Raw genomic sequence first — 14,805 nt, forward strand, 5'->3', positions numbered from 1 at the left:
CTCATGCTCATGAATTTCCTGCATACCCCCGCCGTTCTCGCTGAGCCCTTGGCTCAGGTCGTGGCCGCTGGCGAGCAGAAGCTGACCGTGGACGCCGCCATCCTGGCCAAGGCCATGGACATGCTGGGTGATTTCGCCATCAACCTGACGGTCGCCGCGATCATCTTCGCCTTGACCCTGGTGGCGGCGCGCTGGGCTTCGGGGGCGGCGCGCAAGCTGTTGGGCCGCACCAAGGCCGTCCGGCGCGACCCGACGGTGCTGGCCTTCATGGTCCAGATCGTGCGGGTGGTGGTCATCATCATCGGTATGATCGCCGTGCTGCAGCGCCTGGGTGTGCAGACGACCTCCATCATCGCCGTTCTGGGCGCCGCCTCCCTGGCGGTCGGCCTGGCGCTGCAAGGCACGCTGTCGAACGTGGCGGCGGGGGTGATGCTGCTGGTCCTGCGGCCCTATCGCGTCGGCGAAGTCATAGATGTGGGCGGCGCTTCGGGCACGGTGCAGAAGCTGGACCTGTTCACCACCCAGTTGTCGAACGCCAACAACCACAAGATCGTCATTCCGAACTCCAAGGTGTTGAGCGACGTCATCATCAACCTGACGGGCCAGCGGACGCGCCGCATCGAGATCAAGTTCACCGTCGGTTACGGCGAGAACCTGAAGGAGGCGCGTGACGTGCTGGCGGCGGTCGCACGGCTTCACGACAAGGTGCTGGATGACCCCGCGACCTGGACAGGGGTGACGGCGCTGCTGGACAGCGCGGTCGAGATCACCCTGCATGCGTGGGTGAATAACGCCGACTGGTGGCAGACCCAGGCTGACCTGATGCAGGCCGGCAAGGAAGCTCTGGACGAGGCCGGTATCGAAATTCCCTTCCCGCACCAGGTTGAGGTGCCCGCGAAGGACGCCAAATTTGCGCGGGTCGTTATGGCCCCGATCCAGGATGGTGCGGCCCAGGGCGAGGCCTCGGACCAAGGGGGAGAATGAGCCGTGCGTTTTGATTTCGGTTCCGACAACACGACGGGCATGGCGCCCTCGGCGCTTCAGGCTCTGGTCGCCGCCAATGCCGGGTTCGCGCGGGCCTATGGCGCAGATGAGACTTCGGCGCGCGCCGCCGACCTGATCCGCCAGACGCTGGACGCCGACGCCGAGGTGCGCTTCGTCTTCAGCGGTACGGCGGCCAACGCCATCGGCCTGTCGATGCTGGCGCGGCCTTATGAGGCGGTGTTGGCGCACCATGCGGCCCATGTCTGCACGGATGAGACGGGGGCGCCCGGCTTCTTTGGCCAGGGCGTCGGCCTGATCGGCCTGCCGGGCTATTCGGGCAAGGTCGATGTGGCCGCGCTTTACGCCGCTCTGGAAGAGCCGGTAGTGGGCCATCGCCAGCCGCCAGCGGCGCTCAGCCTGACTCAGGCGACGGAATACGGCGCCGTCTATTCCGAGGAAGAGCTGCGCCATCTGATCGAGCCTTCCAAGCGAGCGGGTCTGGGCGTGCATATGGACGGCGCGCGGTTGGCCAACGCCGTGGCGGCCGGCTTCGATCCCAAGGACATTCCGCGTCTGGGCGTCGATGTGCTGTCGTTCGGCGGGGCCAAGGCGGGCGCGCATTGCGTCGAGGCCCTGGTGATCTTCGACAAGACGTTGACGCGACGCATCGACAATCGCCTGAAACAAGCGGGTCAGACGGCGTCCAAAGGGCGCCTGCTGGCCGCGCCGCTGATGGGACTGCTGGAATCCGGCGACTGGCTGGCGGGCGCCGCCCACGCCAATCTGATGGCGCAGCGCCTGGCCGACGGAATCGAGGCGAAGACGCCCTTCGTGCTGGCCCACCCGGTGGAGTCCAACACGGTCTTCGTGCGGATGCCGGACGAGGTTCATGCTCAACTGAATGCGGCGGGCTGGGCCTGCTATCAATTCGATGACGGCTCGGTGCGGTTCGTTTGCTCCTGGGCCACGGACGAGGCGTCGGTCGACGCCTTGGTCGACGCCGTGGCGAGCCTGGATTGACGTGGCGGGCGCGTTCCGCCTGGGTGGCATGATGGCGGCGGGACGTGAAGATGCGCGGTGAACGCTCGGGACGGCGCGGCGACGTCGCAAGCAAGGCCATGAACGCCGGGACAGACCCCGCGCAACTGGAGGCGCCGCCTACGATTGAGGCGCTGAAGAACCTGATCGGCGTGGTGGCTCGTTCGGGTGCGCCGCAACTGCCGTGGCGCGTGGCGGGCGCGATCCTGCTGACCCTGGCGGGCAAGGGGCTGGGCGTGCTGGCGCCGCTGGTGCTGGGCGCGGCGGTCAATCATCTGGCGGCGGGGCAGGGGCCGGCGGCGTCGGTGGGTCTGGGCTTTGCGGCCTTCGCCGTGGGCTGGGCCCTGGTGCGGTTCCTGTCGGCGGCGACGCCGCAGTTGTCGGACGTGGTGTTCGCGCCCGTGCGCGCGGCAGCCCAGCGCAAGACGGCGGCCGAGACGTTTGCTCACGCCCTCAGCTTGTCGCTGGACTTCCACCAGACCAAGCGCTCCGGCGCTCTGTCGCGGGTGATGGACCGGGGCTCGCGCGCGGTCGATTTCCTGCTGCGCATCCTGATGTTCAATCTGGGTCCGACGGTGCTGGAGCTGGTGCTGGCGGCGGCGGTTCTGGGCGGTAAATACGACTGGCGCTTCGGCGCCGTGGCGGTGGCCGTGGTGCTGGTCTATGCGGTCACGACCTTCGCCATGGCCAACTGGCGGCTGGAGCACCGGCGCGCCATGAATGCGGCTGACAGCGAGGCGGCAGGCCTGTCGGTCGACGCCCTGCTGAACTATGAAACCGTCAAGTCGTTCGGCGCCGAGGGCCGGGCGGCGCAGGCCTATGAGGCGTCTCTGGCGACCTATGCGAAGGCGTCGCTGAAGGCGAACACTTCGCTGGCGACCCTGAACCTGATCCAGGGTCTGATCATGAACGTCGGCCTGGGCGTCATGGCCGTCATGGCCGGGTTCGAGGCGGCGGCCGGGCGCATGGGGCCGGGCGATGTGACGGCGGCGGTGCTGATCATGATCTCCCTCTATGCGCCGCTGAATATTCTGGGCTTCGCCTATCGAGAAATCCGCCAATCCTTCATCGACATGGAGGAGATGCTTAAGGTGACGCGTCAGGCGCCGCAGGTGGCGGATGCGCCCGACGCCATTGATCTGCCGCGCCCTGAAAGCGGGCGGGGCGCCGAGGTCGTGTTTGACCATGTCGGCTTCCGACATGACGCACGGGCGGCGGGCCTGGACGACGTCAGCTTCGTCACGCCGGCGGGCACCACGACCGCCCTGGTCGGGCCGTCGGGGGCGGGCAAGTCCACCATCGTCAAGCTGGCCTTGCGATTGCTCGACCCACAGGAAGGCGCGGTGCTGATCGACGGCCGGGACGCGCGCAGCGTGACCCAGGCGTCGCTGCGTGCGGCCGTGGCCCTAGTGCCGCAGGACGTGGCCCTGTTCAACGACACCATCGCCGCCAACATCGCCTTCGCTCGACCCGACGCGGACGAGGCTGCGATCTGGGCGGCGGCGGAAGCGGCTGAACTGGCGGATTTCATCCGCAACCTGCCGGAAGGCATGGATACGCGCGTCGGCGAACGGGGGCTGAAGCTATCGGGCGGCGAGCGTCAGCGGGTCGGCATCGCGCGCGCGCTGCTGGCTGATCCCTGCATCCTGATCCTGGACGAGGCGACCAGCGCCCTGGACAGCCGGACTGAGGCGGCGATCCAGAAGACCCTGCGGCGAGCGCGGACTGGCCGCACGACCCTGGTCGTGGCGCACCGTCTGTCGACTGTGGCCGACGCCGATCAGATCCTGGTGTTGAAGGCAGGCCGAATCGTCGAGCGCGGCGCCCATCATGAGCTGGTCGCGCGTCAGGGCGGAGAGTACGCGGCTCTGTGGCGCAAGCAGACGCGCGGGGCGAAGACCCAGGCTGGTTAGGCTTCGGGCTCTCCGGCGCCGGGAACCTTGGCCTTCAGCACGTCCTTGAGGCTGTCCAGCACCTTGGCGCGTGCGTCAGCGGCCTCGGCCGGCAGGGTCAGCAACAGGCGGAGGGCTTGAGCGTGGACGGTGACGACACGCCAGTCAAAGGACCGGCCCTCAGGCGCGGCGTCGATCAGATCGCACAGATTGGCCGCTGCTGCGCACAGGTCGTTGAGTTCAAACGGCCCGGCGGCGTCGATCACGGCGCTGGCGTGGGCATAGGCCTTGTCCAGAGCGGTTTCGTCGACGCCGACAGGAGCGGGCATGGCCGCTAGCGCCGTGACCTGTTCCTGAATGATCTCCCGGCTGCGGCTCTCCAGCCCGGCCAGATTGGCGCGGGCCTGATTCAAGGCGACGCCGACGCTGACGCCGCCAGGCTGGTCGACCAGGGTCGACAGGCGGCTGCGACGACGATTGTGCGTGATGACCGTCATAGCTCCACCGCCGCCCTGCGTTCTTTTTCAAAGGCCGTCTTGCGGCGTTCTTCGGCCCGGCGTTCCGGGCCGGGCCAAGGTTCGCTGCGGAAGCGCCGATCGGGGCCGAAATAGTCGCCGACCTCCAGGAAGGGGCGATTGTCCCGCGACACCCAGACGATGCGTTCCAGCAGGACGCCTGCGCTGAACGGCTTGGTGATCAGGAAGTTGGCGCCGCAGTCGCGCGCGTCCGACACCTTGGAGCGGCGAACGTGGGCGGCGGTCATGATGACGGGCGTATAGGCGTTGGGCTCCAGCCCGGAACGGCGCAGCCAGCGCACGAATTCATATCCGCTCATGCCCGGCATTTCGCAGTCGACCAGGATCAGGTCGACCGGATGAGTTTGCAGGATGGAGATGGCCTCGGCCGCGCTCTCGCAGGCGTGTCGCACCTTCATGCCGAAGCCGAGCAGAGCCTGGGCGGTCAGCTCCAGCGAAAAGGGCGAATCGTCGATGACCATCGTCACCGCGCCGTCGAAGTTGAACACCGCGCTCTCGCGCAGGGATTCGCCGACCCCGTTCATGCTGCGCATGGGGGCCTGCCGATGCGAGCGGAGGAAAACAGAACGAATCGCATAACGTCAGCTTCGGCGGCGTTGCGACGCCGCGCAATCGCGATCAGCCCCTGATCAACCCAGACGGCCGATGGCGTAGAATCGGTCGGCGCGCTGCTTCTTGAGCTGTTCGGCGGACAGGCCGGACATGGCCTTCAGTTCTTCCTCCAGAACCTGGCCGACATTCTGGATCGCCTTTTCGCGGTCGGCGTGGGCGCCGCCCAGGGGCTCGGGGATCACACGATCGACGATCTTCAGCTCGATCAGGTCGGGTGCGGTGATCTTCATCGCGTTGGCTGCGTCCTTGGCGCGCGCGCCGTCGCGCCACAGGATGCCCGCCGCGCCTTCCGGCGAGATGACCGAATAGATGGAGTGCTCCAGCATCAGCACGCGGCTGGCCGCGGCGATGGCGATGGCGCCGCCCGAACCGCCTTCGCCCGTCACCGTGGCGATGGAGGGGACGCCCAGCGTCAGGCCGCGCTCGGTCGAGCGGGCGATGGCCTCGGCCTGGCCGCGCTCTTCGGCGCCCAGGCCCGGATAGGCGCCGGCGGTGTCGACGAAGGTCAGGACCGGCAGGCCGAACTGCTCGGCCATGTCCATCAGGCGCACGGCCTTGCGATAGCCCTCGGGGCGGGCCATGCCGAAGTTGTGGGTGATGCGGGTCTGGGTGTCGTGACCCTTTTCGTGGCCCATGACCACGACCGGCTGGCCGCGGAAGCGGGCCAGACCGCCCAGGATGGCCTGGTCGTCGCCGAACTGACGGTCGCCGTGCAGCTCCACGAAGTCGGTGAACAAGCCATCGATGTAATCGACGAAGTGGGGGCGCTGCGGGTGGCGTGCGACCTGGGTGCGCATCCACGGATCCAGGTTGGCGTAGGCCTTGGTGCGCATGGCGTCGGCCTTCTTGCGCAGGGCGGCGATCTCGGTCTCGAACGATCCGCTGGTCGGCGCCAGCAGCGACAGCTCGGCGATCTTGGCGTCCAGTTCGGCGATCGGCTTTTCGAATTCGAGATAGTGCGTGGCCATAAGGCGTCCGTGAGGAAGAAGCGCGCTTGGCGCTACGGAAGGCGGCGGAACCTAGAGCGCGGAACGCCTCGGAGCAAGCGCGGGTTCAGTCGTCCTTCGCCAAGGGGTGGTTGGCGTGGACCACCTGGGACAGGCGGTCGACAGCGACGTGGGTGTAGATCTGGGTGGTCGAGATGTCGGCGTGGCCCAGCAGGGTCTGCACCACGCGCAGGTCGGCCCCGCCCTCCAGCAGATGGGTGGCGAAGGCGTGGCGCAGGACGTGGGGGCTGATGCGCGTTGGGTCGATACCGGCTGTGATCGCCGCCTGATCCAGAAGTTGGGCGAAGCGGCGGGGCGTCAGATGGCCGCTCTTGCCGTGGGAAGGAAACAGCCAGGGGCTGTCGGGCGTGTTCGGCTTGCGCGCGGCGTCGCGGGCGATCAGCCAGGCTTTGATGGATTCGCGAGCGGCGGTGTTCAGCGGGGCCAGCCGCTCCTTGCCGCCCTTGCCGCGCACGATCAGATAGGCGGGATCGCGGCGCACGGCCTCGACCTTAAGCGCCAGCAGCTCGGACACGCGCAGGCCCGAGGCGTAGGTCATCTCGACCAGGGCGATCAGGCGAAGGCCCGCCGCGCCGTCATGGGCGGACGCGGCGGTCAGCAGGGCCTCTATCTCTTCGCGACTGAGGGTCTTGGGCAGGCTGCGGCCCTGCTTGGGCGCGTCGAGGCGGCGCGAAGGGTCGTCGGCCCGCCAGCCCTCGCCCAGGGCGAAGCGATAGAACTGCCGCACCGAGGCGCGCCGCCGTGCGGCTGTGGCGGCGGACAGCCCGCGTCGCGACAGGTCGGCGAACCAGGCCTCCAGCGCCTCTTGCGGCGCGCTCATCAGGCCCCCGGCGTCGCCCAGCCAGGTCTCCGCATCCGCCAGATCGCGGCCATAGGCGGCCAGGGTGTGGGGCGAGGCGTCGCGCTCCACCGCCATCATCTCCAGAAAGGCTTCGATCTGCGGGGTCATGCTGGGCGTCAGGTCATCGCTTCTGGGTGTGGAGCCGGGCGGCGTCTGGTGTAGAGGGTGTACGGACCATGCCTTCCGACGCCTCGCCTGATTCCTTCCCGCTGTCTTCGGTCCGCACCATAGCCTTGGTGGGGCTGATGGGCGTCGGGAAATCGACTGTAGGGCGGCGCTTGGCCGCGCGGCTGGGCTTGCCGTTCGCCGACGGCGATCATGTGATCGAGGAAGCGGCGGGCATGACCGTCAGCGAAATCTTCGCCACGCGCGGCGAGGTCGAGTTTCGGGCTGGCGAGGCGCGGGTCATGAAGCGCCTGTTGGAAGGGCCGCCGATCGTGCTGGCGACCGGGGGCGGGGCGGTGCTCAATTCGGACACCCGAGCCCTGATGAAGCGGCACGCCGTCAGCGTCTGGATGCGCGCGGATCTGAAGGTGATCGCCGAGCGGGTGGGGCGACGCGATACGCGACCCTTGCTGCGCAATCGCGACCCTTTGGTCGCCCTCAGTGATTTGGCCAAGGCGCGCTATCCCATCTACGGCGAGGCTGATCTGACGGTCGATGTGGGCGGCGGCTCGCACGCTCAGGCCGTTGAAGCCATCCTCAGACAGTTGCGCCGGTTTGGACGGCAGGAGACCCAGACATGACTACGACGATCCCGGTCGCGGGCGGCGCTTTCGCCCCCTATGAGGTCGTCGTCGGGCGCGGTCTGCTGAAGGCGGCGGGCGCCGAGGTTGCGACCCTGAAGCCGACGCGCGTCTTCATCGTCAGCGACGAGACGGTGGCGGCGATCCACGGCGAGACGGTGCGTGCGTCGCTGGTAGGCGCGGGGCTGGCGACCGGGATCGTAAGCGTGCCCGCAGGCGAGGCGTCCAAGTCGTTTGAACAGCTGGAGGCCGTGCTGGACCGGCTGCTGGCCGAAGGGCTGGATCGCAAGAGCCTAGTCGTCGCCCTGGGCGGCGGCGTGGTGGGCGACTTGGCCGGGCTGGCGGCGGCTCTGTTCATGCGTGGGATCGACTTTGTGCAGATTCCGACGACCCTGCTGGCTCAGGTGGATTCTTCGGTGGGCGGCAAGACGGCGATCGACACCCCGCGCGGCAAGAACCTGATCGGCGCCTTTCACCAGCCGCGCCGGGTGCTGGCCGATATCGAGGCCCTGGCCACCTTGCCGGTGCGGCAGGTGCGTTCGGGCTGGGCCGAGGTGCTGAAGCACGGGCTGATCTGCGATGCGGCCTTCTTCGACTGGCTGGGCGGCGAGGGGGCTGCTGGGGCGCTGGGCGACCCGGATGCGCTGGAGCGGGCGGTGATCCGTTCGGTCGAGATTAAAGCCCAGATCGTTGGCGAGGATGAGAAGGAGGCGGGCCGTCGCGCCCTGCTGAACCTGGGCCACACCTTCGGCCACGCGCTGGAGGCTGAGCTGGCGTTCGACGAGACCCTGACGCACGGTGAGGCGGTGGCGCTGGGTTGCGCCATGGCCTTCCGCTATTCGGCGCGGCAGGGGCTGTGCCCGGCGGCCGAGGCCGAGCGCGCCGAGGCAGGCATCCGCGCGGCGGGTCTGCCGACGCGGTTGGCTGGCGTGGATCACGCCTTCGCGGCCGATGCTCTGATCGCGCGCATGGCCGGGGACAAGAAGGCCGAGGGCGGGCGCCTGACCCTGATCCTGGCGCGGGCCGTGGGCGACGCCTTCACCGACAAGGACGTGGACGCCGAGACGGTGCGCGCCTTCCTGATCGAGGAAGGCGCGGCGTGAAGCTGTCGCCCGCCATCCTTGAGGACGCCTTCGTGCGGCTGGAGCCGTTCATCGGGGCGCTGAAGGACGAGGTGAGGGCGGCGCTGGACTGCGACGCGGACGCCTGGGGCGGCATGGTCGCCGCCGCCTATGGTCCGCATTTCGACGACTGGTGGGACGCGGCGCTGAAGGCGATGGCGGCGGGTTCGCGCATCGCCTACGCCGTGCGGCGGCGCAACGACGGCGCCGTGGTCGGCACGACCAGCCTCTATGAAATCAAGCCGGAGCATCGACGCTGCGAGATCGGTTCGACCTTCTATCGGCGTGAGGCGCGAGGCGGGGCGATCAACCCGGCGTGCAAGCGTCTGCTACTGGAGTACGCCTTCTCAAACGGGGCGATCCGGGTCGAGATCATCACGGACGCCCTGAACGCCGCCAGTCAGGCGGCCATTCGCAAGCTGGGCGCGACCCATGAGGGCGTACTGCGCAAGCACAAGACGACCTGGACCGGGCGGGCGCGGGATACGGCGCAGTTCGCTGTACTGGACGATGATTGGCCCGAGGTGCGGCGGCGGCTGGACGAACGGTTGGCGGCCTTCGCCTAATCGACGGCCCGGCATTCGGTGGGTTCGCGGTCGGCGGCGGTCCATGTGGCCATGACGCCCTTGCCGCGCAGTTCATAGCCCGAGGCGCGATACCAGATGCCGTCGGCTGCGCGCTCCTGATACAGATCCACCGCCTCGCCATTGGAGTTGCGCACGGTGGCCATCTGGCGCGGGTTGTCGAAGTCGACCGACAGGCGCTCGGAATTGTTGCACAGATAGACGGCGTGGACGACGCGATTCAGGGCGCGATCCTGAAGCTCGGCGCCTGTGCGGCGACGCGCGGTCTGGGCCTCGACGGCGCGTTCGCGCACTGCGTCGCCATCGGTTGGGGCCTCGCGCGGCTCCTGGCCGCAGGCGGACAACAGCACCAGGGCGGAGACGGCGATGGTCGGCCAGAGGATACGGGTCGGCAAGGGTGGCCCTCTCAAGGTCAAGCTTGGAAGCTCAACGCCCGGCGTCGTCCGGCGTTCCTGATCGTGTTTTCCGGCGAGCACGGAAGAAGCCGCGCAGCATTTCAGCGGCGGGATCGGCCATAACGCCGCTCTCGGTTTCGGGACGCCAGTGGCAGGTCGGCTGGTCGAAGAAACGCCCGCCGTGGAGCACGGCGCCGCCCTTGGGATCGTCCGCCCCCCAGACCACGCGACCGATGCGGGCGTGGCTAATGGCGCCCGCGCACATGGCGCACGGCTCCAGCGTGACATAGAGAGTCAGGTCCGTAAGGCGATAATTCTGCAACTTCGCCGCTGCATCGCGCAGGGCGACGATCTCGGCATGGGCTGTCGGATCATGGGCCGTGATGGGCCCATTTTGCCCGCGCCCAAGCACTTCGCCGGTGTTTTCGTCCACGATCACCGCGCCGACGGGCACCTCGCCGGCTTCAGCCGCCGCTTGCGCCAGATCGAGCGCCATGCTCATGAACCGCTCATCATGGATCGCCATCCCAAAGACAACGACAAGAAGCCCCGCTCCCGTCAAGACGACGGACCGCGCGGCCCCCGCAATTTCGCCGATAAAGGCCCGCGAAAGTCCTTCGACAAGGACGGAAAGCCGGGCGGCAAGCCTCGCGACCGCGCCGGGGGCAAGCCGGGCGACAAATCTGCGCCGGAGGCCAAGGGCCCCGAACGCACCGAACGAATCGCCAAGGCCATGGCCCGCGCGGGCATCGCCTCGCGTCGTGAGGTCGAACGGCTGATCGGTCTGGGTAAGGTGGCCGTGAACGGCCGCATCCTGGCCACGCCCGCCGTGCTGGTGAAACGCGACGACAAGATCACCGTTGACGGCAAGCCGATCGGGGCCGCCCAGGCGACGCGCGTCTGGCGCTATCACAAGCCTGCGGGCCTCATCACCAGCCACAACGACCCGGCGGGCCGTCCGACCGTGTTCGACGCCCTGCCCAGCGGCCTGCCGCGCGTGATCTCGGTCGGTCGTCTCGATCTGGCGACTGAAGGCCTGCTGCTGCTGACCAACGACGGCGAACTGAGCCGGGCGCTGGAACTGCCGGACACGGCCCTGGTGCGCCAGTATCGCGCCCGTGCGCGCGGCCGCATCACGCAGGAACAACTGGACAAGCTGAAAGACGGCGTGGTCGTCGACGGCGTGCGCTATGGCCCCGTGGAAGCCACCATCGATAAGGCCAAGGAAAAGGCCGAGGGCGAGAAGTCTTCGGCCAACCTGTGGCTGAGCGTCCAGATCACCGAGGGCAAGAACCGCGAAGTCCGCAAGGTGCTGGAGAGCGTCGGCCTGACGGTCAACCGCCTGATCCGCCTGGCCTATGGTCCGTTCCAGCTCGGCACCCTACCGGTGGGCGCGGTTGAGGAAGTCGGCCCGCGTGTGATCCGAGAAATGCTGGCCGAGCATATCCGCCCCGAGAATCTGCCGACCGGCAATACGGTCGCGACTCCGGCGCCGATTCCCGGTCGTCGCGCCAACACGCCGATCGTGCGCGGCAAGTCGGGCTCGGCCATGTCGGACCCCTCGCGCAAGCCCAGCCGCGTGCGCGCCGCCGAGACGGCTGCGGAAGAGGGCGCCGAGTTCGGTAAACCCGCTCGCAAGGAAGGCTGGGCCAAGGCCAAGCCGAAGTTCGAGCACAAGAAGACCTTCAAGCCGCGCGCCCGTCCGGGCGATGGCGAAGGGACGGAAGGCGGCGATCGTCCGCGCCGTCCGTTCACGCCGCGCGAACCGCGCGCGGACCAGTTCATCGACGACCGTCGCGGCCCGCCCAAGGGCGCCCGTCCCGGTGGAAAGCCTGGCGGCAAGCCGTTCGGTCGTCCTGGCGGAACCGGCGATCGTCCTGATACGCGCTCGGGCGACCGGCCGGGCGGCCCTCGTGGCGGCGGCAAGCCCTTCGGAGGCAAACCCTTCGGCGGCAAGCCTTCGGGCGGAGCAGGCGGTCGCGGCGGCCCGCGCGGACGCAACTGATCACTGAGCGGAGGCGCAGAACATGGCGGACGTTGAAACCCAGTTGAACGGCCGCTGTCTGTGCGGGGCGGTGCGCTTCACCGCCACGCCCAAGGGCGGGATGCACGCCTGCCACTGCGAACGGTGTCGCCGAACCTCGGGCGGGGTGTCGCTCAGCGTCGACTGCGGCGACACCGTCGAAGTCGAGGGACCGCTGACGACCTACGCCTCGTCCGATTGGGCCGAGCGGCAGTTCTGCTCGGCCTGCGGCTCCAACCTGTTCTGGCGGTTGAAGGCGGGCGGCATGGTCATGGTCTCGGTCCAGGCGTTCGACGACCCGTCGGCCTTCGCCTTCGACAGTGAAATCTACATCGACGCCAAGCCCGCCAACTACGCCTTCGCCGGCGATCGCACATGTATGACCGGCGCCGAGGTCGAAGCCCTCTACGCGGAGGGCTGAGCGCGTCGGGCGCGCACGATCCGCTCGACGACGAACAGCACCACGATCAGGGCGACGGCTTCATAGGCAAGCGCCGACAGCGGCTGGATTTCTCCTGGCGGAGGTTCAGTAGAAATCGGTTCCTCCAGCAGGGCGATAGCGAGGTTGCCTGCCCAGTGGGCGCCGATGGCGAACTCTATCCCGCCAAGACGCAGGGCGGCCCAGGTCCAGATCAGGCCTGACAGCGCGCGGGCGACGAAAGCCACTGGATCAGGGTCCAGGTGAATGGCGGAAAACACGACGGCGTTGAACAGACACAGAACGATCAGACTGCTGGTGAAGCCGCCCGTCATCCGGAGCAGGACGCCGCGAAAGACGACTTCTTCGGCTGCGGCCGCGACGAACAGGCCGAGAACCGCGGTGGCGACGTAGAACAGGCGGCTTTCGACCGAATAGGCGGGATTCAGGATCGGCGCCGGACCTGCAGGGTCGATCAGGTTGTAGATAACGGCGCTGGCGCTCCCCACCACGGCCATAACGGCGAACCCGAGCCACAATTGTCGCAGCGAGAATCGGCGGCGGGGCCAGAGAAAGGCTGTCGTCGGCACGCCATAGGCGATTCTGGCGCTGAGCAGGACGGCGCCCGCCAGTAAACCAAGGAAAGCTCCGAGTTCCAGCACATATGCGCCTTCGCCATACAAGCGGTCAGGCCCTTCCGGCACAGTGGTCAAGGCGTCTGCACCAACAACGCCTGCGGCCTCTAAAGCGGACATCGCCAGACCGATGATGATGCCGGCGGCGATTATCAGCACGCAGGATAGAGCGATGAAGCCTGCCAGCCGCTTCCAGCGCGCAGCGGGCCTGACGCCGACGATCAGCGGACTGTTTCGCGCTTCCTCGACCGCAGTGAGGAAAGGCGAGGGGGTGGAACTTGAGAATCCGGCGTTCGACATGGGGCGACCGTTGCATTGCGCGCGTGGTCGGTCCAGAGGCGGGGCCATGAGAATCGTCGCTGGACAATATCGTGGTCGGGCCATCGTTACGCCCGAGGGACAGAACACGCGGCCGACGTCGGATCGGGCGCGTCAGGCGATCTTCAACGTGCTGGAGCACGCGCCGTGGGCCGAAGGTCTGCACGAGGCGCGGGTGATCGACCTCTATGCCGGATCGGGAGCGTTGGGGTTCGAGGCGCTGTCGCGCGGTGCGGCCTTCTGCCTGTTTGTGGATACGGACGACGGCGCGCGCGGCGCGATCCGCGAGAACATGGACGCCTATGGTCTGTTCGGTCGGTGTCGGGTGCATCGGCGCAGCGCGACCGACATGGGGCCGCGTCCGGGCTCGGCCGACGAGGCATTCACCCTGGCGTTTCTGGACCCGCCCTATGCCAAGGGGTTGGGGGAACAGACGCTGGCGCGGCTGTTGGAGGGCGACTGGCTGGCGCCGGGCGCGATCGTGGTGTTCGAGCGCGGGTCGGACGAGCCCGAGATCGACACGCCTGGCTATGAGCGGTTGGACGCACGCGACTATGGCGCCGCGCGCGTCCTGTTCCTTAGGGCGTCAGAAGCTTCGGCCTGAGGTCCGGTTGTCGGCCCGGCTGCGCAGGCGGCTGAGGCCGTCGCGATTGACGACGTAGGGGCCGCCGTTTCGCGACTTGATGACGCCCTTGCGCTTCAGGCTGCGCCATTGATCCAGGTTGCAGCCGTCCAGCACCCAGCCTTCGCGGGTGAAGCAGCGGGCGGCCAGGATTCGGCCCTGTTCGTCGCGTTCCAGCAGGATGCGACCGCCCTGGGCGAGGGCGTGGAGCGTGCGTTGCTCCGCACGTGACAGGTTCATGGGATTGAGATTTCCAAGGCATGAGAAGACACGCGCCCGGCGCAACGCGGCGCGGGGCGGGCTCAGGAGGCCTCGGGACGATCAGCGTCCGGGGCCTATGCCGTGGCTACAATCTCAAACATGGTTCGATCCCATTGGGGGAAGGCGCGGCCTATAACACGGTGAAGGCGCCGACGACTAGGCGCTCAGCCCCTGTGGCGCTGAAGCTTGGCGGCCAGCGCGCGGGCGCCGGTCGTGACGTCCGCCCAGGTGACGTCAAAGCCGTCGTCCTCGCCGAAATAGGGGTCGGCCACGGTCTGGCCTGCGCGGCCCTCGACGTGATCCAGCAGCAGGGACAACTCGGCCGTGGCGTCGGGCGGGGCGAGGCGGCGCAGGTTCGCCAGGTTGTCGTGATCCATCGCCACCAGATGGGTGAAGCGGCGGAAGTCGGCAGGCTTCACCTGACGACCGCGCAGGGTCGAGATGTCGACGCCGTTCTTAAGCGCGACGGCCTGGGCGCGCGGATCGGGTGGGGAGCCGACGTGCCAGTTTCCTGTCCCTGCGGAATCCGTGATGGCGTCCAGCTTCAGGCGACGCGCTTCTTCACGGAAAGCGGCCTCGGCCAGCGGCGAGCGACAGATATTGCCGAGGCAGACGAAGAGGATGCTGTAGGTCATGCTGGTCTTATTCGCTCATCCCGGCGAAGGCCGGGATCCAGATGCAAACGTCACGGTTGGTTGAAGGATTGCTGCGGCCAGATTTCCGAGACCCTCAGTCCTTTAATCTGGATCCCGGCCTTCGCCGGGATGAGCGA

At 68.0% G+C, this 14,805-nt stretch carries 18 protein-coding genes; 9 read left to right on the top strand and 9 right to left on the bottom strand.

The genetic code is table 11. The features are described from left to right. The first annotated feature begins 9 nt into the window (after positions 1-9). From FM111_RS13425 to FM111_RS13435, 3 genes are read left to right on the top strand one after another with little or no spacing between them, the layout of a single operon-like run. Positions 10-984 carry a mechanosensitive ion channel family protein gene (locus tag FM111_RS13425; protein ID WP_087141447.1) on the top strand — a complete coding sequence of 325 codons (975 nt, stop codon included), beginning with the start codon at positions 10-12 and terminating at the stop codon, positions 982-984. A 3-nt stretch (positions 985-987) separates the two neighbouring features. Beyond that, on the top strand, positions 988-2,004 hold the full coding sequence (locus FM111_RS13430; RefSeq protein WP_087141433.1) for a threonine aldolase family protein: 1,017 nt from the start codon (positions 988-990) through the stop codon (positions 2,002-2,004). Between the two features lie 50 nt (positions 2,005-2,054). Next, positions 2,055-3,935, top strand: a complete 1,881-nt coding sequence (locus FM111_RS13435) for an ABCB family ABC transporter ATP-binding protein/permease (RefSeq protein WP_087141448.1) — start codon at positions 2,055-2,057, stop codon at positions 3,933-3,935. Here FM111_RS13435 and FM111_RS13440 read toward each other — a convergent pair. The 4 genes from FM111_RS13440 to FM111_RS13455 form a co-directional block, all read right to left on the bottom strand. Beyond that, positions 3,932-4,411: a chemotaxis protein CheE gene (locus FM111_RS13440; protein WP_087141434.1), complete on the bottom strand. Its 480-nt coding sequence runs from the start codon at positions 4,409-4,411 to the stop codon at positions 3,932-3,934. The two genes, FM111_RS13435 and FM111_RS13440, sit on opposite strands and share 4 nt — an antisense overlap. Then, a complete protein-coding gene (locus FM111_RS13445; protein ID WP_087141435.1) occupies positions 4,408-4,983 on the bottom strand; it encodes a response regulator in 576 nt (191 codons plus the stop codon). The genes FM111_RS13440 and FM111_RS13445 overlap by 4 nt, the downstream gene beginning before the upstream one ends. A gap of 96 nt (positions 4,984-5,079) precedes the next feature. Then, a complete protein-coding gene (locus FM111_RS13450; RefSeq protein WP_087141436.1) occupies positions 5,080-6,030 on the bottom strand; it encodes an acetyl-CoA carboxylase carboxyltransferase subunit alpha in 951 nt (316 codons plus the stop codon). Between the two features lie 85 nt (positions 6,031-6,115). Beyond that, positions 6,116-7,018, bottom strand: a complete 903-nt coding sequence (locus tag FM111_RS13455) for a site-specific tyrosine recombinase XerD (RefSeq protein WP_087141437.1) — start codon at positions 7,016-7,018, stop codon at positions 6,116-6,118. Positions 7,019-7,086: 68 nt separating this feature from the next. Between FM111_RS13455 and FM111_RS13460 the strand changes: the two genes are divergently transcribed. From FM111_RS13460 to FM111_RS13470, 3 genes are read left to right on the top strand one after another with little or no spacing between them, the layout of a single operon-like run. Further along, the gene (locus FM111_RS13460; RefSeq protein ID WP_087141438.1) at positions 7,087-7,656 is read left to right on the top strand and encodes a shikimate kinase; all 570 of its coding nucleotides are present in this window, start codon (positions 7,087-7,089) and stop codon (positions 7,654-7,656) included. Beyond that, entirely contained in the window at positions 7,653-8,759 is a 1,107-nt protein-coding gene (gene aroB / locus FM111_RS13465) for a 3-dehydroquinate synthase (RefSeq protein WP_087141439.1), read from the top strand. The genes FM111_RS13460 and aroB overlap by 4 nt, the downstream gene beginning before the upstream one ends. Then, entirely contained in the window at positions 8,756-9,343 is a 588-nt protein-coding gene (locus FM111_RS13470) for a GNAT family N-acetyltransferase (RefSeq protein ID WP_087141440.1), read from the top strand. Before aroB ends, FM111_RS13470 begins: the two co-directional genes overlap by 4 nt. Here the strand turns inward: FM111_RS13470 and FM111_RS13475 are convergent. Both FM111_RS13475 and tadA read right to left on the bottom strand, forming a co-directional pair. Next, the gene (locus FM111_RS13475; RefSeq protein WP_087141441.1) at positions 9,340-9,756 is read right to left on the bottom strand and encodes an MliC family protein; all 417 of its coding nucleotides are present in this window, start codon (positions 9,754-9,756) and stop codon (positions 9,340-9,342) included. The two genes, FM111_RS13470 and FM111_RS13475, sit on opposite strands and share 4 nt — an antisense overlap. A gap of 31 nt (positions 9,757-9,787) precedes the next feature. Continuing rightward, positions 9,788-10,282 carry a tRNA adenosine(34) deaminase TadA gene (gene tadA, locus FM111_RS13480; protein WP_087141442.1) on the bottom strand — a complete coding sequence of 165 codons (495 nt, stop codon included), beginning with the start codon at positions 10,280-10,282 and terminating at the stop codon, positions 9,788-9,790. On the opposite strand from tadA, the gene FM111_RS13485 reads away from it, so the two are divergent. Both FM111_RS13485 and FM111_RS13490 read left to right on the top strand, forming a co-directional pair. Beyond that, positions 10,271-11,761 (top strand): pseudouridine synthase, encoded by a 1,491-nt coding sequence (locus FM111_RS13485; protein WP_087141449.1) that lies wholly within the window; start codon positions 10,271-10,273, stop codon positions 11,759-11,761. The two genes, tadA and FM111_RS13485, sit on opposite strands and share 12 nt — an antisense overlap. A 22-nt stretch (positions 11,762-11,783) precedes the next feature. Continuing rightward, a complete protein-coding gene (locus FM111_RS13490; protein WP_256968296.1) occupies positions 11,784-12,200 on the top strand; it encodes a GFA family protein in 417 nt (138 codons plus the stop codon). Here the strand turns inward: FM111_RS13490 and FM111_RS13495 are convergent. After that, positions 12,185-13,132 (bottom strand): CPBP family intramembrane glutamic endopeptidase, encoded by a 948-nt coding sequence (locus FM111_RS13495; RefSeq protein WP_179205106.1) that lies wholly within the window; start codon positions 13,130-13,132, stop codon positions 12,185-12,187. The two genes, FM111_RS13490 and FM111_RS13495, sit on opposite strands and share 16 nt — an antisense overlap. A gap of 46 nt (positions 13,133-13,178) precedes the next feature. Between FM111_RS13495 and rsmD the strand changes: the two genes are divergently transcribed. Next, the gene (rsmD, locus tag FM111_RS13500; RefSeq protein ID WP_087141451.1) at positions 13,179-13,754 is read left to right on the top strand and encodes a 16S rRNA (guanine(966)-N(2))-methyltransferase RsmD; all 576 of its coding nucleotides are present in this window, start codon (positions 13,179-13,181) and stop codon (positions 13,752-13,754) included. Here rsmD and FM111_RS13505 read toward each other — a convergent pair. Together FM111_RS13505 and FM111_RS13510 are read right to left on the bottom strand one after the other, a co-directional pair. Next, the gene (locus FM111_RS13505; protein ID WP_003165268.1) at positions 13,737-14,012 is read right to left on the bottom strand and encodes a YjhX family toxin; all 276 of its coding nucleotides are present in this window, start codon (positions 14,010-14,012) and stop codon (positions 13,737-13,739) included. The two genes, rsmD and FM111_RS13505, sit on opposite strands and share 18 nt — an antisense overlap. 185 nt (positions 14,013-14,197) lie before the next feature. Further along, entirely contained in the window at positions 14,198-14,668 is a 471-nt protein-coding gene (locus FM111_RS13510; protein ID WP_087141444.1) for a low molecular weight protein-tyrosine-phosphatase, read from the bottom strand. Positions 14,669-14,805: the final 137 nt, after the last annotated feature.

The sequence above is a fragment of the Brevundimonas diminuta 3F5N genome, from assembly GCF_900163625.1.
GTDB lineage: Bacteria > Pseudomonadota > Alphaproteobacteria > Caulobacterales > Caulobacteraceae > Brevundimonas > Brevundimonas diminuta_A.

Coding starts and splice junctions, on each gene's coding strand:
- FM111_RS13425 (WP_087141447.1), top strand. CDS start 10: ATGAATTTCCTGCATACCCCCGCCGTTCTCGCTGAGCCCTTGGCTCAG.
- FM111_RS13435 (WP_087141448.1), top strand. CDS start 2,055: ATGCGCGGTGAACGCTCGGGACGGCGCGGCGACGTCGCAAGCAAGGCC.
- FM111_RS13440 (WP_087141434.1), bottom strand. CDS start 4,411: ATGACGGTCATCACGCACAATCGTCGTCGCAGCCGCCTGTCGACCCTG.
- FM111_RS13445 (WP_087141435.1), bottom strand. CDS start 4,983: ATGCGCAGCATGAACGGGGTCGGCGAATCCCTGCGCGAGAGCGCGGTG.
- FM111_RS13450 (WP_087141436.1), bottom strand. CDS start 6,030: ATGGCCACGCACTATCTCGAATTCGAAAAGCCGATCGCCGAACTGGAC.
- FM111_RS13455 (WP_087141437.1), bottom strand. CDS start 7,018: ATGACCCCGCAGATCGAAGCCTTTCTGGAGATGATGGCGGTGGAGCGC.
- FM111_RS13460 (WP_087141438.1), top strand. CDS start 7,087: ATGCCTTCCGACGCCTCGCCTGATTCCTTCCCGCTGTCTTCGGTCCGC.
- aroB (WP_087141439.1), top strand. CDS start 7,653: ATGACTACGACGATCCCGGTCGCGGGCGGCGCTTTCGCCCCCTATGAG.
- FM111_RS13485 (WP_087141449.1), top strand. CDS start 10,271: ATGGATCGCCATCCCAAAGACAACGACAAGAAGCCCCGCTCCCGTCAA.
- tadA (WP_087141442.1), bottom strand. CDS start 10,282: ATGGCGATCCATGATGAGCGGTTCATGAGCATGGCGCTCGATCTGGCG.
- FM111_RS13490 (WP_256968296.1), top strand. CDS start 11,784: ATGGCGGACGTTGAAACCCAGTTGAACGGCCGCTGTCTGTGCGGGGCG.
- FM111_RS13495 (WP_179205106.1), bottom strand. CDS start 13,132: ATGTCGAACGCCGGATTCTCAAGTTCCACCCCCTCGCCTTTCCTCACT.
- rsmD (WP_087141451.1), top strand. CDS start 13,179: ATGAGAATCGTCGCTGGACAATATCGTGGTCGGGCCATCGTTACGCCC.
- FM111_RS13505 (WP_003165268.1), bottom strand. CDS start 14,012: ATGAACCTGTCACGTGCGGAGCAACGCACGCTCCACGCCCTCGCCCAG.
- FM111_RS13510 (WP_087141444.1), bottom strand. CDS start 14,668: ATGACCTACAGCATCCTCTTCGTCTGCCTCGGCAATATCTGTCGCTCG.